Below are 25,807 nucleotides of genomic sequence, written 5' to 3' on the forward strand. Positions count from 1 at the left end.
CCTCTAAGTGAAATAAAATTAGTGGAAACAATTACTGTTTATGTACTAATTCATGATGATTTAAATATATCCAATAATTTGTCTGCCCAAGAATTGAAAAAATTAGGTAGTTTTTTAGAGTTAATATTTAATTTTTTATTTACTTCCTTTTTGAATTTTTCATACTCTATTCTGAGAATATTTTTTGCTTGTTTGGAAGAATTAATTTTATGGCTATTTCGACTAGAATTTATAATATCTGATAGATATTGACGCTGTTTAGCTGTCAGCAAAAAAGTTAAGACATGACTACATTTATGAGGATTTTCATGGGTAAATAATAGCAGATGATAGTAACCAATTCCTGATAAATTACGCAATATTTTTTCTTCTCTAATATCTTTAATATCTAAGTAATAAGATAGCCATCTAATCAAACCCGATTCATCATCATATAACATTGTTATCCACAATAGCATTGGATAATCCATTTTACTAATAAATTCATTAGTATGAGTTTTATTTTTAAGCTTGAGAATTTCAGCTTCAGGTAACATTGCCCACAAAGTTGGTATATTCCCTTTTGTTGTATGTAAAAGATGGGGAAAACAAATTGATGCCAATGGTTTATTCTTAGGCCAATGTTTCTGCCAACATTCTTTTTCAGAGATTGATGTTAAAGGCGCTAATTTTACATGAGAATCTAGTTGTAATTCTCCACTATTTTGGATAGAATTTTCTTGAATTTGCGTCTTAATTTTCGCTAAATTTTCTAAGATATCACTGACATTTTGGGGTCTGTCATTTACATCTTTTGCTAAACAACGCATTACTAACTGCTGCAATTCTTGGGGAATCTGAACAGAAGGATTAACTTCTTCAAATGTAGGTGGAGCTTGAATACAATGAAGTCTACACCAAGTGCTAAAGGAGTGACTTGTTGTATGAAATGGATGTTTTCCTGTTAACATTTCAAACATTAACAGACCCAAACAATAAATATCAGAGCGTTCATCCAATATTTTTTTACCTTGCATGTGTTCTGGAGATGAATAAGGCAAGCTACCTATGAAAGCCTCAGTCATTGTAATTCCACCGCTTTCGGTCAAAAATTTGGCAATTCCAAAATCAAGAATTTTAACTATTTCTGTTCTTTGACCATCATTATGAATGAATATATTTTCTGGTTTAATATCTCTATGCACAATCGGATAAATTTTACCATTTAGGGTTACACCTTTATGAGCGCAATCTAACCCTAAACAAATTTGCTGGCTGATTTCTATAAATCTTGACAGAGTTAAATTCTCAATTTTCAGAATTTGTTTGAGGGTTCTTCCCCGTAAATATTCCATTACATAAAATGGTATTTTTTCATTAGTAATACCATAGGTCAATACACGGGTAATATGTGAACTCTTTTTCCCTAATTGAGCGCCGATAAAAATTTCTCTACCAAAGCGTTCAGCTAACTGTGTGTTGCCTATACTTAAAGAGAGCATTTTAACAGCGACTAACATACAGTTCTTGGTGACATCTTCTGCAAGGTAAACTCTTCCCATGCCTCCGGCACCAAGTAAATCTCTGATTAAATAGCGATTATTTAATAATTTGCCGATGTAAATGTCTGATGGTGTTTGGTACTCATTCATATCCTGGTTGTTATATTGCACCACAAAATCAATGGATATTTACTACAGGATACTTTAGCAAATTTATTACAGCTATTGTTTTCGACTATTTATACAAATCTCAATAATGCTATCAAACTAATATTTGATTTGTGAAAGTTTAGCAATGCTAAAGCTCTATTCGTATAAACAGGTGATAGGTGACAGGGTTGAAAGTCTAGTTTATGTCTAAGTTTTATCAACAAATGATGTCCTGTACACCTTGATGGATGCTATAACCGACGTTGGTTTGGTAAAATTGAGATAGCTGGCTTTAATCCTGTAAATGGATATCACACCAATTTTTTTGGTGAGTAAACTCTAATTAATCTTATGTAACATATTGTAGCAGTTATTGTGTATCTGTAATAATACGTAAATTATCGTAAGAATTCAGGAGTCAGGAGTTAGGAGTTAGGAGTCAGGAGTCAGGAGGAAGAATTAGAAGAAGAGAAGAATCAGATCCAGTGATAGGTTTTTGGTAGTTTCAACGCTTATTTCTTTGACCTGATTTACCTTTTTAATTTTCCAACTCTTGATATATCTATGTTTTAGCTTTATTAAGCAAGCCCTATCTATAGAAATCCAGTTTGCTTTCTAATAGCGTAGCAGATGTAATAACCTGTTCAGTGGTGATTCGAGTTTGAGTTGAAAGGCAAGGATTTGAGTGGTTTGCAGTTTGTTAAAATTGTTGTCGCTGATGAGAATTAATGAAGTTTGTCCATTAGGTAGTTTAGCACCCAGGGTTAAGCCTTCGATGTTGTCTAAGGCTAAGTCCAGATTTTGCAAGTCTAGGAGTAGTTCTTTTTGAACTGGTTTGATTTTGGTGGTGTTAACAGTTGACAAACTACCAATATTGTGGATGTCTTCAGCATTTTCTAAGGAAACCTGAAATAAGGATACAGCAAATCCTAACCCTGTAAAAGTTCTTTCTAGACTGAGGAGGTGTCCTTGATTATCGAGGGAGAGTAAATCAACTAATCCGCTGTTAAACTTGCCTGTAAAATTGAATAGGGGTGTGACTGGTTCTGTTTGGTAGAGGAATTCTTTTTGAGGCTGATTGCTGGTGAGACTGTACTGCAAAATGCGGCAATTATTAACTACACCAGGTTTTGATGGTGAACCGTCTTGAATTAAAGCGTTTTCCGTGGCTGTAAATAATGATTGGTTGTCGGGTGTGATGGTGAGGCTTTCAAAAGCTAAATTATTGCGGATACCTGTTTGATTTTTTTGATCTGGCAAAAATTTATCTGGAATGGGTAGGGTATTAATAGCTTGACCGGAAGCGAGGGAAAATTCTTTAATGAAGGGATTGATTGATTTCTGAACATCTCCTTCAGAGGAAATAAATAAAGTTGCTTTTTTGGTTAATGCTATTCCTTCTGTATCGGTGGTGTTGGGGAGAAATTTTTGATTATTTTGATCTAATAGGGTGGTAACGGCTATGGGAACGACTCCATTTGGCGCTAATTTACCTTTGCTGAGGTCAATTTTTAGGGTATAAAATCGAGCAGGTGCTTTTTGTCCTCTGTCGTCGGAAATTGCATAATAGAGGTCTTGTTGGGAATCGTAGGTAATTCCTGATAGTCCTCCTAGTTCTATTTTTTGGAAAGATAATCCTGTGGGTAAGGTGGCTGCACCGATAAATTCTATACTTGTTATTTTGACTGAAGCGGTCGCAATATTACTGGAGAAGAGACTGATAATGATGATGGGTATGATGATGTAAATGATTAATGGCGGTTTGAAAAGTTTTTTCAGCAATTGCATGGTTAGCTAATAGCAGTTACGCTAATCTTTTGGTGTGTTCATTCTGAAAAAAATCTGCTAGCCAGTTTTTAACTGTGAGGGTGGCGCGACAGTCATCTTCGTTGTAGCGTTGGATTAGTTCTAGTAAGGTTCGATCGCCTGTTTCTAACCATTGATCATACCAATAAATACATTTTGCGCCAGTAGCTTCTGGATCTCGCCATTCAAATCCTAACCAACGTGCGATCGCTTTGAGTGCATAACTTTCTATTGGTAAAGCTACGCTTTGGGTTAATTGTTCATAAATATCTATAAAACGCTTAAGCACGGGACTGACTGAAGAGTAAGGTGTGCGGTAAAGTCTTCCTAGTTTTTTGACTGTATCAACTTCGTAGGCACAAAAATGGTAAATTGGCGCTTGGGGATATTGCCAAACCAAATCCAGAAATTGCTGCCAAATTAATTCTTCTTGGGCTGGTGTTTCTGCTAAAAATGAATAAAACTGTTCGGTGTTAGTTTGTCTATCAACTACCAAAACCCCTAATAAGTAATTTAAATTTAAATCTGGTTGTGCCTCAATATCAAAATATATCTCAATGGGGGCTGTAAAGGTCAGGTTTTCGATGGGTAGGGCGTAGGGTAAAATGAGAGGGCGTTTTGTGAATGTTGATTGGGCTTGTATTATGAGTTTAGATGCTACTTCTGCATCAAACCCGACCAGATTTTCTAAAGTGCTGGGACTGGTGTTAACAAGTGCTTCTAAGGTGGTAGTGGATAATGCTTGTAGTTGAGTGTAACGAATCGGTGTTACACCAGGTAAGAGGGAGAGATGTTGCTGTGATTGAGCGATCGCATAACAATGATTATACCAGTGACAGAGATTACATTTTTGACGGGCAATAAATACTTCTGGTGCTTCTGGTGATTCAATTACCTGCACATACTCCGCTAATATCTCCAGCATTTGTGGTGTCCATTTATCTAAATCCACCACATGGGTTAAATCCTTATTCCGCAAAATCAACCAAGCGATATCCAGAGAAACATCCTGTAACGCTCCCACAATTTCCGCATGAAAAGCAGCGATAACTTGATATTCTTGTTTGGGACGTTTACCTAGTTGTATATCTACGGGAACATAAACCCAGTCTCCAAAACTGGATGTTCCTGGTTGTTTGAACAGTAAATCTGGACGACTCAGCAAGGTGTATTTTTCTGCATAATTGGCTAAGAACACACCGCGATGAATGATATCAACTCCTTGCTGCATCAATTCTATCGTTGCTGCGGCTCCTGCTTGCCAGTCCCCTGAAGGATAATTCGGTTTATGGTACTCCAAGGTTTTTAACACACTTTGTTGATGAGTGAATTTGTCTTGTTGCACTTTCACCAACAACTCATGAGAAACTTCTCGCTGGTTATAGTCACCATGAGTATCTAAAAAAGGCCGCCGTTTACAGCGTTGGTATTGTAACAGGAGTTCAGCATTGATTAACATCCTATTAAGTTAACAATAATTGGGGCATTTTGGGGAAAAGTAGAGGGGCAGAGGGGCAGAGGGGCAGGGGGGCAGGGGAGCAGGGGAGCAGGGGAGCAGGGGAAGCAGGGGAAGCAGGGGAAGCAGGGGAAGCAGGGGAGGCAGGGGGCAGGGGAGAATAGAATTAATAAATATGGAGTTTCTGGCTAAATGGCTGTTTTAACATCCAAAATCTAAAATCTAAAATCCAAAATCCAAAATCCAAAATTTATATGTTGCATCACCATCGCGCCCAATTTCCAGCTTTAGCGAATAAGATTTATTTTAATTATGGGGGACAAGGACCCATGCCTCAAGGGGCTATGGATGCTATTACCCAAACGCAAGCATATATTCAGGAAATAGGACCCTTTGGTGCTGAGGCTTATGGCTGGATATCTCCCCAAATGCAAGCTACCAAACAAGCGATCGCATCTTTGTTTAATGTACCAAATGACACTATCACATTCACTGGTAATGTCACAATTGGCTGTAACATTGGGATGTGGGGGATTGATTGGCAACCAGGTGATCATTTACTACTCTCCGACTGTGAACATCCCGGAGTCATTGCCACTGCTGGAGAAATTAGCCGCAGATTTGGTGTAGAAGTTTCTACTTGTCCGCTAATGGCAACTTTAAATGCAGGAGATCCTGTCAGTATTATTGCTGAAAACTTGCGCCCCAAGACACGGTTAGTAGTTTTAAGTCATGTTTTGTGGAACACGGGTCAAGTTTTACCCATTGACAAAATCGCCGATATATGCAGGAATAACAATTCTTTGTTGTTAGTAGATGCGGCACAATCAGCAGGAGTTCTACCTCTAAATTTAACAGAATTGGGTGTAGATTTCTATGCTTTCACAGGTCATAAATGGTTATGTGGCCCTGCGGGAGTGGGTGGTTTGTATGTGCGAAGAGAAGCCAGGGAACAGTTACAACCCACATTTATTGGTTTAGATGGAGTAATTACCAATAATCAAGCACAACCGATAGATTGGCAACCAGATGGTAGAAGATATGAAGTGTCTACCTTAGCAACTCCATTGTATGTAAGTTTGAGGGAAGCGATCGCCACTCATAATCAATGGGGAACAGCAGAAGCACGATATCAGCAAATCTGTAAAAATAGTACATATCTTTGGCATCAACTCACAAACTTGCCAAATATCAAATGTTTAAAAAATTCCCCACCCCAAAGCGGATTAGTATCATTTCAACTCACCAATGATCAGCCAAATGTAAAATTAGTTAAATTTCTAGAATCACAAAAAATCCTTACCCGCACAATTGCTAATCCTAGCTGTATCCGCGTCAGCGTTCATTACTTAACCTTAGAATCAGAAATTGACACATTAATAGAAACAATTAAACAGTTTTTGAGTTAAAAAACGCAGATGCACGCAGATAAACGCGGATAACAAATCTGTGTTCATCTGCGATTAAAAATATCAGACATAAAAATCATGAACAGACCAATTTTATATATAGCCATTACCAATCACGGCTTTGGTCATACTACCCGTACTGCTGCCATAGCTGCAACCATCCAAAAATTATGTCCAGAAGTGCTGTTAATTCTGGTCACAACCGCACCTAGATGGCTGCTAGAATCCTATATCAAAGGTGATTTTATTCACCGTCAACGTGCTTTTGATTTAGGGGTAGTGCAAACGGATAGTTTGACAATGGATAAAGCCGCTACCTTAGAAAAATTACAGGAGATTAAAAAAAATCAAAATTCCTTAATTGCCTCAGAAGTTAACTTTATTCGTCAAAATCGTGTTAATCTAATTTTGGCAGATATTCCTTTTATGGCTGCTGGCTTTGCCAAAGCGGCAAATATCCCCTGCTGGATGACAAGTAACTTTAGTTGGGACTTTATTTATCGAGATTGGGGAGGGGAATTTATAGAAATTGCCGATTGGATTAGTGATTGGTATACTAAGAGCGATCGCTTGTTTCGTCTTCCCTTCCACGAAAATATGTCAGCTTTCCCCAATATTATAGATGTGGGTTTAACAGGTGGTTCTCCCCACTTCTCCACAGAAGAAATACGCACCACTTGGGGAATAACTGCACCACCAGAAAAAACCATCTTACTCAGCTTTGGTGGTTTAGGTTTACAAGCAATTCCTTATCATAATGTGAGTAAGTTTCCTGATTGGCAATTTATCACCTTTGATACTTCAGCACCAGAATTACCCAACTTAATTAAAATCACAAATCGTCAATATCGGCCTGTAGATTTTATGCCAATTTGTGGACGAGTGCTTTCTAAACCTGGATACAGCACTTTTGCAGAAGCTACCAGTTTAGAACTACCTATAATTACCATACCCCGTGATGACTTTGCAGAAGCTAATTTGCTATTAGAAGGAATCAAGAATTACAACCACCATCAAATTATTACACCTCCAGAATTTTTTCAAGGAAATTGGGATTTTCTCCATGATTCACCCCAACCACCACAACAACAGCAACCAATAGCTCAAAATGGAAATGAAACTATCGCCAAAGCCGTGATAGATTATTTTCAGTCACTGTAAATAAGTAGGTTGGTGTTAAAAATTGTCGTTATGACAAGGGAACAGGGAACAGAGAAGAGGTTTTGGGCAAATTTACTTTTCGTTACATATTGCGGTTTTTTCCGTTCACCTACTTAAAATTGCTGAATTCCAATCCAAAATCCAAAATCGAATGACACACTACCAAAAATTACTCAGAGTTACCACCACAGGTAAATCATTTCAAAATATTACCTCAAAAATTGCCGCCATTGTCGCCGAATCAGGGGTAAAAACTGGACTTTGTACATTATTTTTACGTCACACTTCAGCCAGTTTAGTAATTCAAGAAAATGCAGATCCTGATGTGTTGATAGACTTAGCAAATTTCATGGCGAAATTAGTCCCAGAAGGCAATAATTATATTCATGATGCCGAAGGTGCTGATGATATGCCAGGACATATCCGTACAGTTTTAACCCATACTTCCGAAACTATTCCTATTAACAATGGTTATTTAGTTTTGGGAACATGGCAAGGTATTTATATTTGGGAACATCGACAACATAATCATTCTAGAGAATTGGTAGTGCATATTTCTGGATAGGAATTATGGTAAATTACTTTGTTAGAATCAGGATATCCAGGATTAGAGGATCTACAGGATTTTTTTAGTAAAATAGACTTATAAAGTAAAAAAGGAAACTTTATTATGTCATCTCCAGCAATTACCTCTGTAATTACAATGATGGAATCTTTACCTGAAGATATACAAGACAGAGTTGCAGCACATCTTCGAGAGTATCTGGCAGATTTGCAAGACGAATTAAAATGGGATAATTCATTTAATAAAACTCAAAATAAATTGATTGAATATGCTCAACGTGCTAAAAGAGAGATTGCAGAAGGACTTGCAAAACCAATGGACTATGACAAGTTATGAAATCCGCAACTCTCCCTGCTTTCTGGGATGAATACCAATCTCTGGACAAGCAAGTTAGACAGAGTGCTAGAAAAGCTTATCGGTTATGGAGAGAAAATCCTTTTCATCCATCTTTGCATTTCAAATGTATAAATAATCAGGAAAATATTTGGTCTGTTAGAATAACTCGCAATTATCGAGCAATTGGAGTTTTAGATGGTGATGTAGTAACATGGTTTTGGATTGGTAGTCATGATGATTATGAGAATTTTTTTTCATAGTCTGAATCAGGATATCCAGGATTAGAGGATTTACAGGATTTTTTATTTATCAAGAATCATTGAACGCAAATAGACGCAGATAATAAAGGTTCAAGGATTTCTTAATTGTACAAAACCCATTAAATTGATATTTAAAATCCCTTTTTCTCCTCATCCTATACATCCTAAAAACCTGGATACCTTTAGATATAAATAAATGCTTTTATACATTATAAACGAGAGGGCAGACAAGATGCCCGCCCCACACAAAACTACAAATTCAAACCCTCCTCTCTGCGAACCTCCGCGTTACCTTTGCGTTCCTCTGCGTTTCAAAACATCTCTACAACCTACTTACCCAAAACCTCCTTCAAAGCCGCAACCAACCTATCCACACTTTCAGGACGACTATTAAAACCCATCAAACCCACACGCCAAACCTTACCCGCTAATTCACCCAAACCACCACCAACTTCAATATTATGATCAAGTAATAACTGCTTTGCTACAGCTTTTCCATCTACCCCTTCAGGAATGCAAACAGTAGTTAAAGTTGGTAGCCGAAATTCCTTTTCAACGTGCATTTTTAACCCAATAGTTTCCAAACTTTCCCAAAGATATTCGACATTTTTTTGATGACGTTGCCAACAACTTGCTAAACCTTCTTCCGCTACTAAACGCAAAGCTTCCCGTAAACCATAATATAAATTGATCGGGGCAGTGTGATGATATGTGCGTTCAACACCCCAATATTTCCCCAATAACAACATATCTAAATACCAGTTTGCAACTTTAGTTTCACGTTTTTGCAACTTTTCCATTGCCCGCGCACTCATGGTAAAGGGAGAAGCACCAGGAGAACAACCCAAGCCTTTTTGACTGCAACTATAAGCTAAATCAACTCCCCACTCATCTAAGAAAATGGGAACACCACCTAAGCTGGTAACGGTATCTACTAATAGCAATGTGCCATATTTGCGGCACAACTCACCCACTTCTTCCAGAGGTTGACGTGCGCCGGTGGAGGTTTCGGCATGAACTAAAGCTAAAATTGCCGGTTTATGAGTTTCTAAAGCTGTGCTAATTTCATCTAAAGAAAATACCTGTCCCCAAGGTTTGGTAATGGTTCGCACATCTGCGCCATATCTTCCCGCCATATCTACTAAGCGATTTCCGAAATAACCAGCTACACCAATTAATACCACATCTCCTGGTTCTACGGTGTTAGCTAAAGTCGCTTCCATTGCGGCTGTACCTGTACCGCTAACGGCGATAGTGTGGGGGTTTTCCGTTTGCCATACGTAGCGTAATAAAGATTGTATTTCGTCCATCAGGGCTAAAAATGCGGGGTCTAGATGCCCTAATGGTGTGGTGTTCATGGCCTGTAAGACGGCAGGATGGGCGTTAGAGGGTCCAGGGCCAAGTAATAAGCGGTTGGGGACTTCTAAGGGTGAAAGTTTTAACGAGTGATTATCGTTAATGGAAATTGTGGATGTCATAATTTATTTCGAGGCTAGATGGTAATTAATGGCATGATAAAACGATTAGATTACCGATGTTTTCATCAGCCTCATGATTGTCTATCATTCGTGGGAAGAAGCTATATCCCCAAAGTCTTAAAGTGGATGTAACAAGCTGTAGTTGACGCATCATGAATCAAAAACGTTCTAGCTTAAAACCATTAGAAGGGGCAAATCGGACACTCAGGCGCAGGTTAAACTGGAAAGGAGAAATAGCATTAGCTACAGCCCCAACCGTAACTATACTGTTAGTTATGGGTTTTGTGGAAGCACTCACACAACAACGTCTATTATTTGCCTCTCTTGCTTCTAGCGCCTTTTTAATTTATCTTGACCCTCAACATGGAACTAATGCTATCCGCACTTTGATACTTGCCCAAATGATGGCTGCTGGTATTGGTTTTACCACTTATTTAATTTTTGGTGGTGGGTATATTTCTGGTGGACTGGCAATGGTATCAGCTATATTTTTGATGATATTCCTCGATGCTATGCACCCTCCAGCCGTTGCTACTTCTCTGAGTTTTGCCTTAAAAGCTGGTAATGTTAGTAATCTGGTATTATTTGCTTGGGCGCTAGGAATCACAGCTATTTTGGTAGGATTAGAGCGTTATGCTTTGTGGTTATTAGCACATTCCACAAGTGACGGATAAGAAGGATCATTGCGATCGCTATACTTGTCTTACATTTTTAATTAACCATCTTCATTTATTTTACCCCTACTGAATCCTATGATATTTGCAGGAACAAGACCCAATAATTTAGGCGTTCGTGATGGTAGATTAGCACCCTGTCCTCCTAGTCCTAACTGTGTTTCCAGTCAGGCTTCAGATTCAATCCATCAAATTGCACCGCTGAGTTTTACTTCTACCTCAGAACAAGCATTATCTAAACTCAAAAGTATTATTCAATCTTTACCTAGAACTAAGATAATTACTGAAACTGAAGATTATTTATATGCAGAATTTAAAACTGCTTTGATGGGATTTGTTGATGATGTCGAATTTTATCTAGACTCTAACGCTAAACTGATTCATGTCCGTTCAGCTTCTCGTTTAGGCTATGGCGACTTGGGAGTAAATCGCCAACGCATAGAGACAATTCGCGCTCTATTTAATAAATCTACTTAACTAAAGCAGGACGTAAATATCCATTTTGTTGAGCAAATTTATCCTTAAGGATTTGTTGATAAACGGCTTCATAACCATCCGTCATTTGCTTCACACTAAAATGATTTTCTACATATCGCCGACAAGCATAGCGGTTTAATCGCGCTACCTTATCAATCGCACTCACACAATCTTGCATATTATTGCAAAGGAAACCTGTTTCACCATCAGCAATTACTTCCTCAGTTGAACCCATTCGCATCGCAATTACAGGTGTACCAGAAGCCATTGATTCCACCATTACTAATCCAAATGGTTCTCTCCAAGTAATAGGAAATAACGTTGCTACCGCACCTCCCATCAAGATATTTTTTTCAGCATGATTAGCTTCTCCTAAATACTGAATCTGCTCACCGTCAATTTGCGGTTTAATTTCTTTTTCAAAAAATTCTACATCTACCGTATCTACTTTACCCGCCATTTTCAATCGCCAACCAGCTTTTTTAGCAATCTCAATTGCTAAATGTGGGCCTTTCTCTGGTGACATTCTTCCCAAAAATGCCAAATAAGGCTCATTTATCGGTTCAGGATAAAATTCATAACTACTCACATCAATCCCATTGTAAACTGTGGAGACATAATTTAACTCTAATCTAGGTTCTCTTTGAGAATCAGAAATACTGATATATGGCTGCTTTTTGGCATATTTAAAAATCTTCTCATTATCTGGAGTAAAAATTCCATGCAAGGTATGAACCGTGGGAGTTTTCACTAAATTTGTGTATGCTAAGGGGGTGTATCCCGTATGGGAGTGAATAATATCAAAATCTGCGGCTCGTTCATAGACTAAAGCCAGTTGTAGAATTTCATAAATATTGTAATCTTTGACAGTAGAATCGAGTCTTAAAGCACGGGGATGAACTGATATTAAATTAGCCAAAGTTAAAGAATCACCGGATGCAAATAACGTAACTTCATGTCCTCGTCGAACTAATTCATCCGTTAACAAACTCACTACCAATTCTATTCCACCATAAGCTGGAGGTGGTACTCTCTCCCACAATGGAGCAATCTGAGCAATTCTCATGATCAACCTCCTTAAAGGTAAGACTGTAAATTAGTGGTGTTTATTTTTTGATGTAAATTAATGGCCAGCGATTAACTATAGCAGTAAATCACTTAAAACACCAACTCTATGAATAATTGCTTAAAAATCTTAAGTCGTAACTTGGATATTTTTTGTCTATCTTAGGTAGGGAAAATGTATTCTACTCAAGACATAAATCAATTAAATATATACAAAATTATGATCCTTAAAATCAATCATTAATTAACAAAAATGTCGAAACTATGTTAAAATCGGCAATATATTATATGCTGAATACTTAGGGATTATTTATCATTTTTGTATTTTGATGTTAGCATTGGGAATAATTGTGCATAAAATGTGCATAAAACAGTAATTTATTTTATGTCTGCTAATTTACCTGTAAATATCTTGACTACTTTGATAAAAATCGTATAATCTAATACAATAATTATAAAATTAAGTATAAACGTGAATATCTCTAAACAAACCAAAAAAGCCCCTATCTCATGGCAGGCTGCGTTCTCACTGCTGATATTTGTGTTCATGTACCTGCCTATCGTGGTACTAGGCTTTTATAGCTTTAACAAGTCACCCTACAGCGCCACGTGGCAAGGATTTACCCTGGAATGGTATCAAAAACTCTTCAGTGACGATCGCATCTTATCGGCTGTAAATAACAGTTTACTAATTGCTTTCAGCGCAGTCACAGTTTCTGCGGTATTGGGAACTTTGATGGCGGTAGGGTTAGCCCGTTATAATTTCCCCGGTAAAACATTGTATCGTGGTATATCTTATTTACCATTATTAATTCCAGATATTGCGATCGCAGTAGCCACACTAGTCTGTTTAGCAGCCTTCGCCATACCCTTAAGCATTTGGACAATCGTAGCAGCCCACATCGTGTTCTGTCTCTCCTACATTGGACTAGTCGTATCTGCTAGACTCAATAACCTAGACCCCCATCTAGAAGAAGCCGCACTAGATTTAGGTGCAACACCCATACAAGCCTTCTTTCAAGTAGTCTTACCCCAATTAATGCCTGGTATTGTCTCCGGTTGCTTACTCGCCTTTGTCCTCAGCTTAGACGACTTTCTCATCTCCAGTTTTACTGCCGGTAGTGGTTCTACAACCTTACCAATGGAAATATTTAGCCGCATTAGAACCGGAGTCAAACCTGATATTAACGCCCTCAGCGTCATGTTAATTTCCATCACCGCCACCGTCGCTATCATAGCAGAACTAATTCGTGTATCTGGAGATAAACAAAATAATTTGTAAGCAAGAATTCAGGAGTCAGGAGTCAGAATGCTTATGAAATGAAGAATAGAGACAATAGTATTTGAATATTTATTTCCCTCAAAAAATGCTAGAAACCAACCCAAATATAAATAATAAATTCACAACAGAAACATTACCCGGTGGCGACAACCCAGATCATTTCCAATGGACCGAAGCCTGGTATGCAGTTCACTACCTTCAAGACTTAGATAAAACCAAACCCACTCCTTTTACACTATTAGGCAAAGATATAGTTATTTGGTGGGACAAAAAAAACCAATCTTGGCAAACATTTATAGACCAATGTCCCCATCGTTTAGCCAGACTTTCCGAAGGCAGAATCAACCAAAATGGACTATTAGAATGTCCCTATCATGGTTGGGCATTTTCAGGAGACGGAACTTGTCAAATAATTCCCCAACAACCACCAGGAGGTAAAGCCGAAACCTCCCAACGCGCCTGTGTATCATCATTACCAACAACCGAAAAACAAGGACTATTATTTGTTTACACAGGGAACCCAGAAAACGCCGCAAAAACTAAAATTCCCGTTATAGAACCCATAGAAGAATCACCAGATGGATGGGTGATCATCAACACATTTCGAGATGTTCCTTATGATGCCTTAACACTATTAGAAAACATTCTCGATCCTAGTCATGTCGCCTTTACCCATCATCGTACAGTCGGCAATCGCTCCAAAGCTGCACCTTTAGAATTAGAAGTTATTAACTCAGGAAAACATGGTTTTAAAGGCGTATGGAAACAAGGGTTAAAACCACAACAAACAGGAGAATTATCAACAACATTTATCGCCCCTACATTGATCTGGCATGATATAAATTCCCAAAAAGGAAGAATATTAACCGTCGTTTATGCCACACCAATTCGCAAAGGTGAATGTCGGATAATTGCACGATTCCCCTTTAAATTTCCCTCTAAACTTCCTGGTATATTTATTAAACTTAGACCACGTTGGTATTATCACCTGGGACAAAATGGTGTTTTAGAAGACGACCAAATTTTTCTGCATCACCAAGAACGTTATGTAGAAGCAAAAGGTGGTAGTCCTAACATTACCAAAGCCTTTTATCTAGCCACAAAAGCAGATAGTTTTGTATTTGAACTGCATCAGTGGGTGAACCAATACAACGCCGAACCATTTCCCGGAGAACCTTTTCCTCCTCCATTACCAACAGCAGCACTACTAGAACGGTATCACTCCCATACAGAAAAATGCGCCAGTTGTAGAACAGCCCTCGCTAATATTCAACTCTTAAAATTCTGGTGTGCAATCATAGCATTATTAGCTTTAGCAAGTAGTCCAATTTTAGCATTTTTCATACATCCAACATCTCTTTCAATAGTCATCATCGAGACAGTTACACCTCTAGCATTAGGGTTACTATGGTGGAGACTAAACAAGTTAGAAAAGCAATTTTATCAAGGGCGATCTATCCCACCACGTAACCTACCAGAAAAAACTGAAAATTGATTATATTTATCTCGTTACCAGTCTCTGACTGGTAATGCCATCATAGAGGCTCTGACTCTATTATTACTAAAAGCAGAGTCTTCTAAATCGCATTCCCATACAGAGTATGGGAACGAGAATTCTATTCCCAATTTCCTCAAAAAATCGGGAATCTAGTTAATTATTCTCAATCAAAAATATGATCTGAATCCACCAAAAAATGATTAACCAAGCACTTGACAAATTTTCAAAAATATTATAGTCTTACTCTTATAATGGAAATCTGTGCGCCCATATATATACCCTTAATTACTACTTAATAACTGATAACTGGTAACTAATAAATCATTAATAATTGGGGCTGACTTTGGACAAGATGCTATCTTCCCCTTCACCATGCAAATTTGTCAAAATCCCCATTGTTCAAACCCATTCAACCCCGACTACAGTAAATTTTGTATCGTTTGTGGACACGGTACATTTGGACAATTTCTCAGAAACCGTTACCGTGTTTTGCGCTTAATCGGAGAAGGTGGGTTTAGCAAAACCTATGCCGCAGAAGATGTAGACAGACTAAACGCACCCTGCGTTATTAAGCAATTTTTCCCCCAAGTTCAGGGAACAGGACAGCGTGCAAAAGCAGCAGAATTTTTCAAAGAAGAAGCTTTTAGATTATACGAACTTGGCGAAAATCATCCCCAAATTCCTCGTTTATTAGCTTACTTTGAACAAGGCGCTAGTTTATATTTAGTCCAGGAATTTATTATTGGAAAAACACTCCTAGAAGAAGTTCAAGAACAGGCCTATAGCGAAACAGAAATTCGCCAACTTTTGTTAGATTTATTGCCAGTTCTCGATTTTGTTCACCAAAAAAACGTAATTCATCGGGATATCAAACCCGAAAATATTATTCGTCGAGATACAGATCATAAACCTGTATTAATTGACTTTGGTGGTGCAAAACAAGTAACACACACCAGCATAGCTAGACAAGCCACAGCTATTTATACTTTAGGTTATGCACCAACCGAACAAATGGCAGGTTTTGCTTGCCATGCCAGCGACTTATATGCTTTGGGTGTAACTTGTGTCAGGTTATTAACTCAAGATTTACCCATGCAAGATACCTATGGACTTAAAGATCCTCTTTATGATCCTATGACTGCAAAATGGTTATGGAAAGAACGTTTACAGGCAAAAAGTATTTCAATTAGTCAGGAATTAACATACATTTTAGATCAATTACTGCAACATTTTCCCAACGATAGATATCAGTCAGCAGCAGAAGTTTTAGATGATTTAACAGCACAACAGTCACTTCCATTAGCATTAGAACCTGAAGTGTTAGAACCAGTAACTTCAGAAATTTCTCATATTATCGAAACACCATCAACACCTCCACCTCCAGCACAAAAAATTATCCTTCCCTTACCACCCTTAGAAATCTTTGATTTTGATGTAGTGACGGTAAACACCGCTGGTAAGAAAGTTAGCTATGACAGACTTAGCGCCAAATTTTTTCTAGAAGAATTAAATAAAAATATCGCATTAGAAATGGTTTCCATTCCTGGTGGTAGTTTTATGATGGGTTCACCCAAATATGAAGGTGATGTGGAAGAATATCCTCAACATTTAGTCACCGTTGCACCTTTTTTTATGGGGAAATATCCCATTACTCAAGCACAGTGGAAAGCAGTAACAGATTTACCACAAATTGTCCAACCTTTAAACCCCAACCCCTCAAAATTTAAAGGTGCAAATTTACCAATAGAAAACGTTTCTTGGTATGAAGCTGTAGAATTTTGTCTGCGTTTGTCAATGAAAACAGGACGAAATTATCGTTTACCTAGTGAAGCCGAATGGGAATATGCTTGTCGCGCTGGAACTACCACTGCTTTTCATTTTGGAGAAAGAATTACTGCTGATTTAATGAATTGTAGTGGTGGAGATTTTTATTTTGTACCACCAACAAGTAATTTTCGTAAACAAATCACAAATGTTGGCAGTTTTGATTTAGCAAATGCCTTTGGGTTATATGATATGCACGGGTTAGTTTGGGAATGGTGTGCTGACCCTTGGCATAAAAATTATCATGGCGCACCGAATGATAGCAGTGTATGGGATATTGATGGTGATATCCATCGTCGAGTTTTGCGCGGTGGTGCTTGGAATTTTAGTGCGGAACTGTGTCGCAGTGCGAGTCGCACATGGAATGAAGCAGAAGGTGGTTTAAGGATGTCGGGTTTGCGAGTGGTGTTTTCAGTTGAAGAATGAGTTTGATACTGAAAAAACCTGTCTCTAAATGATCTATTTAACCCCTATCAACATATGTCCAAATATTGATATTATTCATGTATTGATTCTGGGAATTTTTCTGCTAACCAAGTAAATATGATAATCCCCAAAATATCAGCAGCTAAGTCTGTAATATCAGCACTACGATAAGGTACAAAAGATTGAATTATTTCATCAATAATACAAAAAATAAAGACTATTAATGGTGCAAGCGGTACAGGCATATTTAATATATCAAACTTACGTTTTCTTAATGCTTGATGACTGAGAAAAGCAGCAATTCCGAGTAATAGAAAATGTAAAATTGTGTCATAATAGGGAAATTGTGCTATTTCTACGGGTATAATTCGCAGGTAAGCTGATAGAGAGATAGAAAGTAAAATTCCCAAATAAACCCAAAAAGCAAAAACCCAACGTTGATGATTTGTCATTTGCATGATTTTGAATGGTGTTTTTGCTATCTACAGGAATATCAAGACGTATTCCGCAATTTGGTAAGTTTGAGATTGGGAATTTTGCTCTGATTATTAATTATGCGTGTAAATTGGCTTGTTCTTGTAACCAAGGGTCTACTGGTTTTCCATCTCTGCGTTTTAATTCAATTTCTATTACCATCACTTCTTTTGAACCAGGAGGTGCAGGTTTTTGATGGAAGATGATCTCATATTCTAGGGGGTTTTGATTATGTTCTCTTAACCAATCTTGGACTTTTGTTAAAGCAAAGAATGATTGTCCTTGTGCAAACATTTGGGTAATTTGCATTTGTAAGGTGTAAGGGTTAATGCGTCCCATTTTTTTGACTCCTTTGGTAATTATAATTATTATAGTTTCATGCAGAGGAGCAGAGAGGTAGATTGAGTTTAGGGTTTTTATTCTTCTGCATTCAAATCAACTTTATCATAAATATCTGTCAGTAATATTTGACAGGGAATAGAAGCTAAATTTAAGCTTTCTTCTGCCTCTGTAAATTCACAAAATATCCATTTGTTATTATCAGTTCTAAAATATTGTTCAACGTGCATTGTATATTGATCAATTAAAATATATTCTTGTAATGTGGTAATTGTGCGATAAGCTGCAAATTTTTCATCTCTATCTTTGCTTCTGGTAGATTTCGATAAAACTTCTGCAATCATTACAGGATTTACTAAAGTGTCTTTTCTTCCTTCTTCATAAATTAAGGGAGTTTTGACGACCATAACATCAGGATAGGTGTGAATTTTTTTATCAGGAATCCAAAGACGTTGGTCTGTAACAAAGACTTGATAGGGTTGACGTTTGAGAAGATAATTGAGTGTACCGCTAAAGTTAAGCGCAAGTTGGTTATGATTTGGTGTTCCACCTGTCATGGGTATAATTAATCCCTTGATATATTCATGACGTATTTCTGAATTTACCTCTAATTCTAGGTATTCTTCGGGTGAATAGTAACGTGTTTCTTGTGCAAGAGTCATAATCTTAATATTTTAACTCTGTTATAATTATAATGCGGTATTTGCGATGTATTCACTAAAATAAAAAATATGAGTAATAAATAACGGATGGATAAAATGGAAAATCAGCTTATTGATATGCGGTTAGCGGTGAGTGCTTTATTGGAAACTGCTGCTGTACATCAACGTAATTTTGATACGATTCAGCGTAATTTTGAAATGGTGATTGCAGAAATTAGAGATATGCGTTCTGATATGGTGCAGATGCAATCAGAAATTAGAGAAATACAGATGGATGTGCGGGGTTTACAAACTGAAAATCGTCGGATTCTTGATATTTTGCAAAATCGTCCTCCTGAACAGGAATCTTGATTTTTAGTGACTTTTAAATATGTATTTTTATATCTCCGACTGATTAAAAAGTTGGGGATAACTTTACTCACAAATCATATAAATCTTTAAACCAATTGATAAACCCCTGCACTTTAGGATTGTTGGGATTTAAAATATTATATTTGATAGCTTGATGTATTTGTCTCCCTGGTTCATTTTGCCATGCTAACCAAGTGTAAATTTCTGCTTTATCAATATAAGATTGTTTAAATGTTGCACCTTTATTTTTTGCTTCTTTTGCTACATCCTGTGCATATTCCCAAAGATATTCTCCCTGTTCTGGAATCATATAACCTAAAAAGGTTTCTAACATCCCTTCTATAATATTATCTGGCATAATCCAAACACCAAATTTTTTATCATCGGGTGTGCTAATAATTAATCCTGTCTCTGGTATTTCTTCAGGAAGATTAGGAATACTTGTTAAGCAAGCATTTCTGATACTTTGCCAACGTAAAGACACATCATCATCTGCATCTACCATCAAACCTAAATGTGTGCGTCCTCTAGTTTGTAATTCTGTATATATCAGGTCATAAGTAATATTTTCATAACCTCCACATTCTTGAATTGATATAATTGCTTCCTCTTTCTTGTTACCCCAGGTTATTCCATTTTTCTCAATTAATTCTGGTATAACTCGTAAATCATCTTGACCTTCAACTAATAATTTTTTAGGTTTATCATTTTTTGCCATTGCTAACGTACCTCAAGTTCTCTTTCAGCAGCAATGACCATTTGAGATTCATTGAAAACTATACTTTTTTCTTTACCTTTCTCAATTCTGTGAATCCTAATACCATCATCGGTGATATTTTCTTGTTCTGCAATATCAGCTAAACTTTTCCAACAATCACTATTATGTGTAGTTGCAAAAACTTGGACATTTAATCTTTTGGCTGTATCCCAAATCATTTTCCACATACCTGACATTGTAGTAAAATGCAGCCCAGTGTCAATTTCATCTACAAATAAATAACCATCTTTAGCTGATACTAGAGCTAATGCTAATCCTAAAATTCGCCAAATACCATCTCCCATACTTCCAATAGGTACACGCTTACCATCAGAAAGAAGTACAAGAAAACCACCGCGTGAATCTGATGAATACTTTAATTTTTGAGAACTAATAGGAGCAATACGCTGAATTTTAGAATCTATTTGATTGAGTGCTTCTTCTACAACTTTTTCTTCAGGTGTTAATACTAAATTATCAAATAGCTCAATCATTTTTTCTGTTTTCAAAGAAGATGATTTAACAAATTGTTGTTTTGGAATTCCACTCTCTTGGTGAGATAAGAATTTCAGATCATCAATTTTAATACTATTATCTGGTAATATTTTTCTAACAATGACAGATGTTGTTTTACCTATTTTCCATTTAACAGAAAAATGAAGTTTGTTTAACTCCTTAAAAGACTCATCTGATGGATCAACTTTTATTTCAAAAAAGGGTGATAAAGAATTATTTCCATTTTGAGATAACGGAACTACTACTGACATATCAAGTATTTCATGAATATTGTTATTAATTCCTGAAATAGAAAATTTACTATCTATATCGAATTTGTGATCATGAAAAAGATGACTAATATCAAGTTGCATTTCTCCTTTACTGTCATCACTCCAAAAATACTCACCTCGGTTAATCATTATTTCCCCAAGGGGTTCTAGATTAGTCCGTGAACATAAAAGTTGAATAGCTTCTAATATAGAAGTTTTGCCGCTATTATTTTCACCAACCAGTAAGTTAATTCTACCTAATTGCTGAAGTTCAAAAGATTTGAAACCTCGAAAATTCTCTATTTTTACACTTTTTAGCATGGTTTGTTAAATGAAGATAACAGAGAAATAATAACTAAATTTATTATATCAGATCGCTGAATTATTCAAGAAGTCGCTTATTTATCCAATTACATTGTTCACAATGATATTTTAGCGTATCCTGTTGTTTAGTAGCATCTTCACCAGTTAAACAACTTACTATTTGTATTCCTCTAATATCTTGATAGTCTTTCGCTATTTGTTCAGATATTAACACTTCTCTTGTTTTTGGGTGAATAGCTAACAGGTGTGCATCAAAAAGTCTATGCAAATCTACTCTCAAAAGTAAGCCATTAGCTACATCATGAGATTCAATATTACTATAAGGAATAATATGTGCTGCTTCAATAATTTCCCCAATTTCACAGCCACTAATTAAACATTTATAACCATAAATTTGTGTTAATTCATTTTTAAACTCTGCTTGTCCTTCTCGTGGTGGTGGAGATTTTTGTTTTTTTACTTTTTTCTGAGTTAATAATTCTATGAATCCAGGATTATAATATTTTTTAATATCTGCCTCATTGCTCATTTTTGCAGTTTTGGGATCAAATTCTTTAGGAAATTTAGTTTCATTATTATAATATGCTCCTCTTAAGTTAGCACCTGTAAGTTTAGTTTTAGTATTACTTAAATCAGTGTTTCTAAAATAAACTTTTGAAAAATTAGCATCCCTAATTTTACATCTAGTCAAGTTTGATCCCATCAAATTTGCCCCTGTTAACTTGGCTCCTCTCAAATCTGCTTCTGTTAAATCTGCTCCTCTCAAATTTGCCCCTGTTAACTTGGCTCCTCTCAAATTCGCATTTTCTAAATTTGCTTCTGTTAAGATTGCTTTTTTTAGTCTTGTTATAAGAATTGTATTTTGATATATGTTTGAAGCATTATTAACCCGATCTTCGTGCAACTTTGCATTAGAAAGGTTAGCTTTAGTTAAGTTAGCACCATCTAAATTAGCACCTATTAAATCAACTCCGGGGAGATTTACAACTACTACTTCTTCGTTGAGAATTTGCGAAATTAAATAATATTTTTTATGAATCTTGGTTTTATCATCAATAATAACATTTTTTAAAATAGCCCCATTTAAACAAGTATTGGTTAAATCTGCACCAGATAAATTAGCACCACTAAGGTTTGCATGATATAAATTTGTATCTCTAAGGTCTGTATTAACTAAAGTTGCACCACTAAGATTTGCATAACTCAAATCTACATCAATTAAAGTTGCACCACTAAAATTTGTACCACTCAGGTTTGCATTATATAAGTTGGAATGAGTTAAAATAATTTCTGCCAGGTTTTCATTGCTAAAGTTTGGTCGAGCATTAGGCTGAATAGCCCTATTACATATATTATGAAGTTCGATATTTCTGTTATATAATCTATGATGACTAAAATTTCTTTTACCTTCTTTGTAGAATTTTAAAAGTTCTCTATCTTCCATTTTTACCTGACGATAAATCATACAACTCCTTAAACTAACTTAATAAATAACTAAAATTTTGGATTCTGTGGATTGAATATATTATACTTGATGTCTTGGTGCTTTTACGCATAACTTATCAAATCACTAATCACGCTATGATAGTAAACAATGAAGGTTAAAGAAGTTCTCAAAATCCTAGAAGAAGATGGTTGGTATATAGATCGGATTAGAGGTAGTCACCGTATCCTCAAAAATGAAAATAAATCAGGTATCGTAGTTGTACCTGGAAAACCAAGTGATGATATTCCCATAGGTACACTTTCATCAATTTGGAAGCAAGCAAAATTAGGAGAAATATAATGATTGAGTACACAGTAATTTATGAACGTGGTGAAACAAACTGGGGTGCTTATGTTCCTGACTTACCCGGTTGTGTCAGCATTGGGGATACTTTAGCAGAAGTACAGGAAAATATTAAAGAAGCTATAGAATTGTATTTGGAAGTGTTAAAAGAAGATGGAAAACCTATACCTAAACCTTTTACAGAAGTTGGTAAAGTTGCAGTGACAATATAAATTCAAATCCCCGACTTCTTTAAAAAATCGGGGATCTAAATCCTATTTCAACGCTGCTAACAAATCACTTTTCGCAGTTTCTAAAGCTTCTGGTAATTTGGTTGCGTCTCTTCCCCCAGCTTGCGCGAGGTTGGGTTTTCCACCACCTCCACCTCCACAAATTTTTGCTATAGTTCCTACAAATTTACCTGCTTGTATTCCTTTTTTATTCACTTCAGGACTAAAAGCAGCAACAATACTCACTTTTCCTGCTTCGGGAATAGAACCTAAAACCACTGCACCATTACCAATTTTTTGCAGTAATCTTTCCGCAGCAGATTTTAATGATTCTGCGTCAACGTCTTCCAGTTGAGAAACAATAATTTTATGTTCTCCGATGGTTTCCGCAGTTTGTAATAAGCTGTCAGATTTAACTATTGCTAGTTGTGATTTTAGGGTTTGAATTTCTTTTTCGTTGTTGCGAAGTTCGGTTTGTAAAGTTGTGATGCGGTCGGGTATTTCTTCCGGTTTGACTTTAAAGCGATCGCACAAATCTTTAACTACTGTTTCACGCACATTCAAATAATCCAATACCGCAGCACCAGACACCGCTTCTATTCTTCTCACCCCGGAAGAAACTCCCGCTTCGGAAATGATTTTGAAAACGCCAATTTCCGCAGTATTATTAACGTGAGTTCCCCCGCATAGTTCCATGGAAACACCAGGGAAATCAATCACGCGCACTTCATCACCGTATTTTTCCCCAAACATCGCTACTGCACCTTTAGCTTTTGCTTCTGCTAAAGGTAATACTTCGATTTTGGCAGAATGCGCTTCGGAAATCCAACTATTTACTAATTCTTCAATTTGTTGAACTTCATCCGCATTTAAAGCGCGAGGACAGTTAAAATCAAACCGTAATCTGTCGAAAGAAACCAAAGAACCAGCTTGAGAAATTCCTTCATCAACTACTTTCTTTAATGCAGCTTGTAATAAATGAGTTGCTGTATGATTAGCTTGAGCGCGACGACGACAACCCCGATCTATTTGTGCGGTAATTTCATCACCAATTCTAATTGTTCCCCGTTCAATGCGTCCAAAATGAATAAAGAAATCGGATTCTTTTTTCACATCTTCCACACGCACTAAAACACCATCACCAGAAATATATCCCTTATCTCCAATTTGTCCACCAGATTCTGCATAAAATGGTGTTTTATTTAAAACAATTTGTACTTCTGTTCCTGCTTCTGCTGCTTCCTCAGAAACACCAGCAACTAATAAAACTTCGATTTTTGCTGTTGTTGCTGTTGCAGTATAACCGATAAATTCTGTGGAATGGATATGTTCTGCAAGTTTATCTAAAGAACCTTGGACAGTTAAATCAATGGTTTCGTGTGCAGCTTTTGCGCGTTCTACCTGTTTTTGCATTTCTGCATTGAAACCATCAACGTCAACAGTCAGATTATTTTCTTCTGCGACTTCTTGAGTTAATTCTAATGGGAAACCGTAGGTATCATATAAGGTAAAAGCACTTTCACCACTAAGGTCAGTTAATCCTTTTTGTTTTACCTCTTGGATAATTTCAGCTAACAGCTTTTCACCTCTATCTAAAGTTTTGAGGAAATTTACTTCTTCCCGTTGCAATTCGGCTTTAATTGATGCTTCCCTATGTCGCAAATTTGGATAAACTGATTCAGAAAGAGAAATTGCGGTTTCTGCAACTTGGTTAATAAATTCTCCAGAAATACCAATTAATCTCCCATGTCTAACAACACGACGAATTAAACGTCGTAAAACGTAACCTCTACCAACATTAGAAGCGCGAATTTCATCAGCAATCATGTGAACCACAGAACGGACATGATCACCAATTACTTTTAATGAAACTTTGGTATTTTCATCACTTTGATGATAATTAATTTTAGCAACTTTCGCCGCAGTTTCAATAATTGGGAAAATCAAATCTGTTTCATAATTATTAGGAACTTTTTGGAGAATTTGCGCCATTCTCTCTAAACCCATTCCCGTGTCAATATTCTTATTTTGCAGAGGTGTGAGATTTCCCGCAGCATCCCGATTATATTGCATGAATACCAAGTTATAAAACTCGATAAATCGGGTATCATCTTCTAAATCAATATGATCATCTCCTAATTCTGGATGAAAATCATAATAAATTTCTGAACAAGGCCCACAGGGACCAGTGGGGCCAGATACCCAAAAGTTATCATCTGCACCCATCCGCTTGATGCGTTTTTCATTGACACCAATATTATCGCGCCAAATTGCAAAAGCTTCGTCGTCTTCTTCAAACACGCTGACAACTAGATTTTGAGGAGAAATACCAAAAACTTCTGTGGAAATTTCCCAACCCCATGCGATCGCTTGTTCTTTAAAATAATCACCAAAGCTAAAATTACCCAACATCTCAAAAAATGTATGATGGCGCTTTGTCCGTCCCACATTTTCGATATCATTGGTGCGGATACACTTTTGAGAAGTCGTAGCGCGTTTAAAATCCGGTATGCGCTGTCCCAGGAAAATGGGTTTAAATGGTAACATCCCTGCGATCGTCAGCAGCACAGTCGGATCTTCTGGTACAAGGGAAGCACTCGGAAGCGGTTGGTGTCCCCGTTGGGTGTAGAAGTCAAGGAATAAAGCGCGAATATCGTTACCGCTAAGATACTGGGGAGTTGAAGACATGAGTGTTTACGAAATCAATTTTAATTAAGTTGGTTAATTCTGCAAAAAGCATCATTACTATTTATAACTTACACTCAATTTATTAAACGAATAAAGATT

General features: G+C 36.7%; 25 protein-coding genes. 13 read left to right on the forward strand and 12 right to left on the reverse strand.

Annotated features, from left to right (window positions below; genetic code table 11):
• Positions 1–50: 50 nt before the first annotated feature.
• From ACLLO5_RS20425 to ACLLO5_RS20435, 3 genes are all read right to left on the reverse strand, one after another.
• Entirely contained in the window at positions 51–1,631 is a 1,581-nt protein-coding gene (locus ACLLO5_RS20425) for a serine/threonine protein kinase (protein ID WP_413172323.1), read from the reverse strand.
• 615 nt (positions 1,632–2,246) lie between these two features.
• Entirely contained in the window at positions 2,247–3,419 is a 1,173-nt protein-coding gene (locus ACLLO5_RS20430; RefSeq protein WP_413172324.1) for an esterase-like activity of phytase family protein, read from the reverse strand.
• Between the two features lie 16 nt (positions 3,420–3,435).
• The gene (locus tag ACLLO5_RS20435) at positions 3,436–4,896 is read right to left on the reverse strand and encodes a TM0106 family RecB-like putative nuclease (protein WP_413172325.1); all 1,461 of its coding nucleotides are present in this window, start codon (positions 4,894–4,896) and stop codon (positions 3,436–3,438) included.
• A gap of 251 nt (positions 4,897–5,147) precedes the next feature.
• Here ACLLO5_RS20435 and ACLLO5_RS20440 point away from each other — a divergent pair, with 251 nt between their 5' ends.
• From ACLLO5_RS20440 to ACLLO5_RS20460, 5 genes are all read left to right on the forward strand, one after another.
• Positions 5,148–6,302 (forward strand): aminotransferase class V-fold PLP-dependent enzyme, encoded by a 1,155-nt coding sequence (locus ACLLO5_RS20440; RefSeq protein WP_413172326.1) that lies wholly within the window; start codon positions 5,148–5,150, stop codon positions 6,300–6,302.
• Positions 6,303–6,380: 78 nt separating this feature from the next.
• Positions 6,381–7,463 carry a glycosyl transferase gene (locus tag ACLLO5_RS20445; RefSeq protein WP_413172327.1) on the forward strand — a complete coding sequence of 361 codons (1,083 nt, stop codon included), beginning with the start codon at positions 6,381–6,383 and terminating at the stop codon, positions 7,461–7,463.
• Positions 7,464–7,614: 151 nt separating this feature from the next.
• Complete coding sequence (locus tag ACLLO5_RS20450) at positions 7,615–8,028, forward strand: secondary thiamine-phosphate synthase enzyme YjbQ (protein WP_413172329.1); 414 nt, start codon at positions 7,615–7,617, stop codon at positions 8,026–8,028.
• A 105-nt stretch (positions 8,029–8,133) separates the two neighbouring features.
• Positions 8,134–8,364 carry a hypothetical protein gene (locus tag ACLLO5_RS20455; protein WP_413172330.1) on the forward strand — a complete coding sequence of 77 codons (231 nt, stop codon included), beginning with the start codon at positions 8,134–8,136 and terminating at the stop codon, positions 8,362–8,364.
• Positions 8,361–8,624: a type II toxin-antitoxin system RelE family toxin gene (locus ACLLO5_RS20460; RefSeq protein ID WP_413172331.1), complete on the forward strand. Its 264-nt coding sequence runs from the start codon at positions 8,361–8,363 to the stop codon at positions 8,622–8,624. The genes ACLLO5_RS20455 and ACLLO5_RS20460 overlap by 4 nt, the downstream gene beginning before the upstream one ends.
• Positions 8,625–8,953: 329 nt before the next feature.
• On the opposite strand, the gene ACLLO5_RS20465 is transcribed toward ACLLO5_RS20460, so the two are convergent.
• Positions 8,954–10,102, reverse strand: a complete 1,149-nt coding sequence (locus ACLLO5_RS20465; protein WP_413172332.1) for an alanine--glyoxylate aminotransferase family protein — start codon at positions 10,100–10,102, stop codon at positions 8,954–8,956.
• A 152-nt stretch (positions 10,103–10,254) separates the two neighbouring features.
• Between ACLLO5_RS20465 and ACLLO5_RS20470 the strand changes: the two genes are divergently transcribed.
• On the forward strand, positions 10,255–10,776 hold the full coding sequence (locus tag ACLLO5_RS20470) for an HPP family protein (RefSeq protein ID WP_413172333.1): 522 nt from the start codon (positions 10,255–10,257) through the stop codon (positions 10,774–10,776).
• A gap of 78 nt (positions 10,777–10,854) precedes the next feature.
• Positions 10,855–11,253, forward strand: a complete 399-nt coding sequence (locus tag ACLLO5_RS20475) for a DUF1499 domain-containing protein (RefSeq protein ID WP_413172334.1) — start codon at positions 10,855–10,857, stop codon at positions 11,251–11,253.
• On the opposite strand, the gene ACLLO5_RS20480 is transcribed toward ACLLO5_RS20475, so the two are convergent.
• Positions 11,246–12,319, reverse strand: coding sequence for a glycosyltransferase family 4 protein (locus ACLLO5_RS20480; protein ID WP_413172335.1), 1,074 nt, complete (start codon positions 12,317–12,319; stop codon positions 11,246–11,248). The genes ACLLO5_RS20475 and ACLLO5_RS20480 overlap by 8 nt on opposite strands.
• 546 nt (positions 12,320–12,865) lie before the next feature.
• Here ACLLO5_RS20480 and ACLLO5_RS20485 point away from each other — a divergent pair.
• The 3 genes from ACLLO5_RS20485 to ACLLO5_RS20495 all read left to right on the forward strand — a co-directional run bounded on the left by ACLLO5_RS20485 (position 12,866) and on the right by ACLLO5_RS20495 (position 17,348).
• Entirely contained in the window at positions 12,866–13,600 is a 735-nt protein-coding gene (locus ACLLO5_RS20485) for an ABC transporter permease (protein WP_413172336.1), read from the forward strand.
• An 85-nt stretch (positions 13,601–13,685) separates the two neighbouring features.
• Positions 13,686–15,095 carry a Rieske 2Fe-2S domain-containing protein gene (locus ACLLO5_RS20490; RefSeq protein ID WP_413172337.1) on the forward strand — a complete coding sequence of 470 codons (1,410 nt, stop codon included), beginning with the start codon at positions 13,686–13,688 and terminating at the stop codon, positions 15,093–15,095.
• Positions 15,096–15,470: 375 nt separating this feature from the next.
• Positions 15,471–17,348, forward strand: coding sequence for an SUMF1/EgtB/PvdO family nonheme iron enzyme (locus tag ACLLO5_RS20495; protein ID WP_413172338.1), 1,878 nt, complete (start codon positions 15,471–15,473; stop codon positions 17,346–17,348).
• Positions 17,349–17,419: 71 nt separating this feature from the next.
• Here the strand turns inward: ACLLO5_RS20495 and ACLLO5_RS20500 are convergent, their stop codons facing one another.
• The 3 genes from ACLLO5_RS20500 to ACLLO5_RS20510 form a co-directional block, all read right to left on the reverse strand.
• A complete protein-coding gene (locus tag ACLLO5_RS20500; protein ID WP_413172339.1) occupies positions 17,420–17,800 on the reverse strand; it encodes a VanZ family protein in 381 nt (126 codons plus the stop codon).
• A 100-nt stretch (positions 17,801–17,900) separates the two neighbouring features.
• On the reverse strand, positions 17,901–18,161 hold the full coding sequence (locus ACLLO5_RS20505; protein WP_413172340.1) for a hypothetical protein: 261 nt from the start codon (positions 18,159–18,161) through the stop codon (positions 17,901–17,903).
• 77 nt (positions 18,162–18,238) lie between these two features.
• The gene (locus ACLLO5_RS20510) at positions 18,239–18,823 is read right to left on the reverse strand and encodes a Uma2 family endonuclease (RefSeq protein ID WP_413172341.1); all 585 of its coding nucleotides are present in this window, start codon (positions 18,821–18,823) and stop codon (positions 18,239–18,241) included.
• A gap of 96 nt (positions 18,824–18,919) precedes the next feature.
• On the opposite strand from ACLLO5_RS20510, the gene ACLLO5_RS20515 reads away from it, so the two are divergent.
• Positions 18,920–19,174: a hypothetical protein gene (locus tag ACLLO5_RS20515; protein WP_413172342.1), complete on the forward strand. Its 255-nt coding sequence runs from the start codon at positions 18,920–18,922 to the stop codon at positions 19,172–19,174.
• Between the two features lie 67 nt (positions 19,175–19,241).
• On the opposite strand, the gene ACLLO5_RS20520 is transcribed toward ACLLO5_RS20515, so the two are convergent.
• The 3 genes from ACLLO5_RS20520 to ACLLO5_RS20530 all read right to left on the reverse strand — a co-directional run bounded on the left by ACLLO5_RS20520 (position 19,242) and on the right by ACLLO5_RS20530 (position 22,487).
• The gene (locus ACLLO5_RS20520) at positions 19,242–19,892 is read right to left on the reverse strand and encodes a DUF3226 domain-containing protein (RefSeq protein ID WP_413172343.1); all 651 of its coding nucleotides are present in this window, start codon (positions 19,890–19,892) and stop codon (positions 19,242–19,244) included.
• A gap of 2 nt (positions 19,893–19,894) precedes the next feature.
• Positions 19,895–21,019, reverse strand: coding sequence for an AAA family ATPase (locus tag ACLLO5_RS20525; RefSeq protein WP_413172344.1), 1,125 nt, complete (start codon positions 21,017–21,019; stop codon positions 19,895–19,897).
• A gap of 61 nt (positions 21,020–21,080) precedes the next feature.
• Entirely contained in the window at positions 21,081–22,487 is a 1,407-nt protein-coding gene (locus ACLLO5_RS20530) for a pentapeptide repeat-containing protein (protein ID WP_413172345.1), read from the reverse strand.
• A gap of 129 nt (positions 22,488–22,616) precedes the next feature.
• Here ACLLO5_RS20530 and ACLLO5_RS20535 point away from each other — a divergent pair, with 129 nt between their 5' ends.
• On the forward strand, positions 22,617–22,808 hold the full coding sequence (locus ACLLO5_RS20535) for a type II toxin-antitoxin system HicA family toxin (RefSeq protein WP_137909550.1): 192 nt from the start codon (positions 22,617–22,619) through the stop codon (positions 22,806–22,808).
• Complete coding sequence (locus ACLLO5_RS20540) at positions 22,808–23,023, forward strand: type II toxin-antitoxin system HicB family antitoxin (RefSeq protein ID WP_413172346.1); 216 nt, start codon at positions 22,808–22,810, stop codon at positions 23,021–23,023. The genes ACLLO5_RS20535 and ACLLO5_RS20540 overlap by 1 nt, the downstream gene beginning before the upstream one ends.
• A 42-nt stretch (positions 23,024–23,065) precedes the next feature.
• On the opposite strand, the gene alaS is transcribed toward ACLLO5_RS20540, so the two are convergent.
• Positions 23,066–25,708: an alanine--tRNA ligase gene (alaS, locus tag ACLLO5_RS20545; protein ID WP_413172347.1), complete on the reverse strand. Its 2,643-nt coding sequence runs from the start codon at positions 25,706–25,708 to the stop codon at positions 23,066–23,068.
• Positions 25,709–25,807 lie beyond the last annotated feature (99 nt).

The organism is Anabaena azotica SJ-1, from assembly GCF_047275885.1.
In the GTDB taxonomy this organism is placed as follows: Bacteria; Cyanobacteriota; Cyanobacteriia; order Cyanobacteriales; family Nostocaceae; genus Trichormus_B; species Trichormus_B azotica_A.

Coding starts and splice junctions, on each gene's coding strand:
- ACLLO5_RS20425 (WP_413172323.1), bottom strand. CDS start 1,631: ATGAATGAGTACCAAACACCATCAGACATTTACATCGGCAAATTATTA.
- ACLLO5_RS20430 (WP_413172324.1), bottom strand. CDS start 3,419: ATGCAATTGCTGAAAAAACTTTTCAAACCGCCATTAATCATTTACATC.
- ACLLO5_RS20435 (WP_413172325.1), bottom strand. CDS start 4,896: ATGTTAATCAATGCTGAACTCCTGTTACAATACCAACGCTGTAAACGG.
- ACLLO5_RS20440 (WP_413172326.1), top strand. CDS start 5,148: ATGTTGCATCACCATCGCGCCCAATTTCCAGCTTTAGCGAATAAGATT.
- ACLLO5_RS20445 (WP_413172327.1), top strand. CDS start 6,381: ATGAACAGACCAATTTTATATATAGCCATTACCAATCACGGCTTTGGT.
- ACLLO5_RS20450 (WP_413172329.1), top strand. CDS start 7,615: ATGACACACTACCAAAAATTACTCAGAGTTACCACCACAGGTAAATCA.
- ACLLO5_RS20455 (WP_413172330.1), top strand. CDS start 8,134: ATGTCATCTCCAGCAATTACCTCTGTAATTACAATGATGGAATCTTTA.
- ACLLO5_RS20460 (WP_413172331.1), top strand. CDS start 8,361: ATGAAATCCGCAACTCTCCCTGCTTTCTGGGATGAATACCAATCTCTG.
- ACLLO5_RS20465 (WP_413172332.1), bottom strand. CDS start 10,102: ATGACATCCACAATTTCCATTAACGATAATCACTCGTTAAAACTTTCA.
- ACLLO5_RS20470 (WP_413172333.1), top strand. CDS start 10,255: ATGAATCAAAAACGTTCTAGCTTAAAACCATTAGAAGGGGCAAATCGG.
- ACLLO5_RS20475 (WP_413172334.1), top strand. CDS start 10,855: ATGATATTTGCAGGAACAAGACCCAATAATTTAGGCGTTCGTGATGGT.
- ACLLO5_RS20480 (WP_413172335.1), bottom strand. CDS start 12,319: ATGAGAATTGCTCAGATTGCTCCATTGTGGGAGAGAGTACCACCTCCA.
- ACLLO5_RS20485 (WP_413172336.1), top strand. CDS start 12,866: ATGTACCTGCCTATCGTGGTACTAGGCTTTTATAGCTTTAACAAGTCA.
- ACLLO5_RS20490 (WP_413172337.1), top strand. CDS start 13,686: ATGCTAGAAACCAACCCAAATATAAATAATAAATTCACAACAGAAACA.
- ACLLO5_RS20495 (WP_413172338.1), top strand. CDS start 15,471: ATGCAAATTTGTCAAAATCCCCATTGTTCAAACCCATTCAACCCCGAC.
- ACLLO5_RS20500 (WP_413172339.1), bottom strand. CDS start 17,800: ATGACAAATCATCAACGTTGGGTTTTTGCTTTTTGGGTTTATTTGGGA.
- ACLLO5_RS20505 (WP_413172340.1), bottom strand. CDS start 18,161: ATGGGACGCATTAACCCTTACACCTTACAAATGCAAATTACCCAAATG.
- ACLLO5_RS20510 (WP_413172341.1), bottom strand. CDS start 18,823: ATGACTCTTGCACAAGAAACACGTTACTATTCACCCGAAGAATACCTA.
- ACLLO5_RS20515 (WP_413172342.1), top strand. CDS start 18,920: ATGGAAAATCAGCTTATTGATATGCGGTTAGCGGTGAGTGCTTTATTG.
- ACLLO5_RS20520 (WP_413172343.1), bottom strand. CDS start 19,892: ATGGCAAAAAATGATAAACCTAAAAAATTATTAGTTGAAGGTCAAGAT.
- ACLLO5_RS20525 (WP_413172344.1), bottom strand. CDS start 21,019: ATGCTAAAAAGTGTAAAAATAGAGAATTTTCGAGGTTTCAAATCTTTT.
- ACLLO5_RS20530 (WP_413172345.1), bottom strand. CDS start 22,487: ATGATTTATCGTCAGGTAAAAATGGAAGATAGAGAACTTTTAAAATTC.
- ACLLO5_RS20535 (WP_137909550.1), top strand. CDS start 22,617: ATGAAGGTTAAAGAAGTTCTCAAAATCCTAGAAGAAGATGGTTGGTAT.
- ACLLO5_RS20540 (WP_413172346.1), top strand. CDS start 22,808: ATGATTGAGTACACAGTAATTTATGAACGTGGTGAAACAAACTGGGGT.
- alaS (WP_413172347.1), bottom strand. CDS start 25,708: ATGTCTTCAACTCCCCAGTATCTTAGCGGTAACGATATTCGCGCTTTA.